The following is a 1,428-nucleotide window of genomic DNA, read 5'->3' on the forward strand; positions in this document are numbered from 1 at the left end:
GTAAGCGCGAAGAAGCAATCAGGACAATAATACCAATCAGTAACCATTTTATTGCTTCACCTTTACTAATCTCTTCAGGTAATTCATCTAAAATTTCTTGAGGTAGGCTGTCTTTACCATTGCTTTTTGCTTCCCAGATAGTGAAACCTAGCATGGCAATCATTAAGCCTAGTAAAAATAGACCATTTAAGAAGCTTAAATGCTGATCTAATAATAGGTAATAGCTCACTAGCATAATCACTAGTAATACTGGCATTTCACGTTTCAATAACTTTGAGTGAATATGTAATGGATAAAAGAGTGCGGTGATACCTAGCATTAAACCAATATTAGTAATATTAGAGCCAATAGCATTACCAATTGATAGGCCTGTATTACCTTCAAATGCGGCCATTGATGACACTAACATTTCCGGTGCAGAGGTACCTAAACCAACAATCACTATGCCTACGATTAATGGTGATATAGAAAAACTACGTGCGGTATTAGAGGCGCCTAATACAAATTTATCTGCACTCCAAATAAGTAGTGCAAAACCAACAATAATTGCGATTGCTGGAACGAATAAAGTGACCAAAACATTCTCCTGAGAAAGTTAAGTTATCCTAATACCATTCATTGTTTAAGGTGAACGGTGTATATCTGATCATAACAAGATTATCTACGCGGTTGCCTAATAAGGTAATGCGTAAATCAGTGATTATAACGGGGGATTATTATCACATGACAGATTAACTAATGCAGTACAAAAAAAACGCCGAGCATTCTCATGCTCAGCGTTCTTCCATATTCATAAGGCAAGTGGGGTTTAGCCACGGCCTTCCGCAATTGCAGCAACAGCAGCTAATTCTGCAGCTTGCTTCTCATGCTTTTCTTGGCGATCTTGAATATCCATTAATTCATTAGTGATTAAGTTTTCTTCAATTTCACGTAATGCAATTACTGTTGGCTTATCATTCTCAGGTTCAACTAAAGGTGTTTTACCTTGTGTCGCAAGCTGGCGAGCTCGGCGAGAAGCCATTAAGATTAGATCAAAACGGTTGCCTACTACATTTACTGCATCTTCAACGGTTACTCGTGCCATTGGTTAACTCCAAAAGTTAATTACATAAAAAAGGGCGGTTATTATATGCGCTAAATAGCAATTGATCCAGCGTCTTAGTATAGAGATTATACTTCTAATAATGCCTTGATTGTTTTAATGTGCTTTATTGCTTGTTTTTGTTGTTCACTGCGCAATGCGCGTACAATAGCAGAAAACTCTTGTATCGCGGTATCAAAATCGTCGTTGACGATTAAATAATCGTATTCATTGTAATGAGACATTTCAGATTGTGCCTCTTGCATACGCTTAGCAATGATCTCTTGGCTATCTTGACCACGTTTATTAAGGCGTAATTCTAGCTCTTCACGACTTGGTGGTAAGAT

1 protein-coding gene and 2 pseudogenes are annotated in these 1,428 nt (G+C 37.5%); all 3 read right to left on the reverse strand.

Translation table 11 applies throughout. From position 1 onward, the window contains the following. Positions 1-577 (reverse strand): annotated as a pseudogene (locus DS885_RS09695) (calcium/sodium antiporter); the annotation flags it as partial. Between the two features lie 231 nt (positions 578-808). Further along, positions 809-1,084, reverse strand: a complete 276-nt coding sequence (rpoZ, locus tag DS885_RS09700; RefSeq protein WP_113819230.1) for a DNA-directed RNA polymerase subunit omega — start codon at positions 1,082-1,084, stop codon at positions 809-811. Positions 1,085-1,170: 86 nt separating this feature from the next. Beyond that, positions 1,171-1,428 (reverse strand): annotated as a pseudogene (locus tag DS885_RS09705) (guanylate kinase); the annotation flags it as partial.

The sequence above is a fragment of the Psychromonas sp. B3M02 genome, from assembly GCF_003318165.1.
Lineage (GTDB): Bacteria > Pseudomonadota > Gammaproteobacteria > Enterobacterales > Psychromonadaceae > Psychromonas.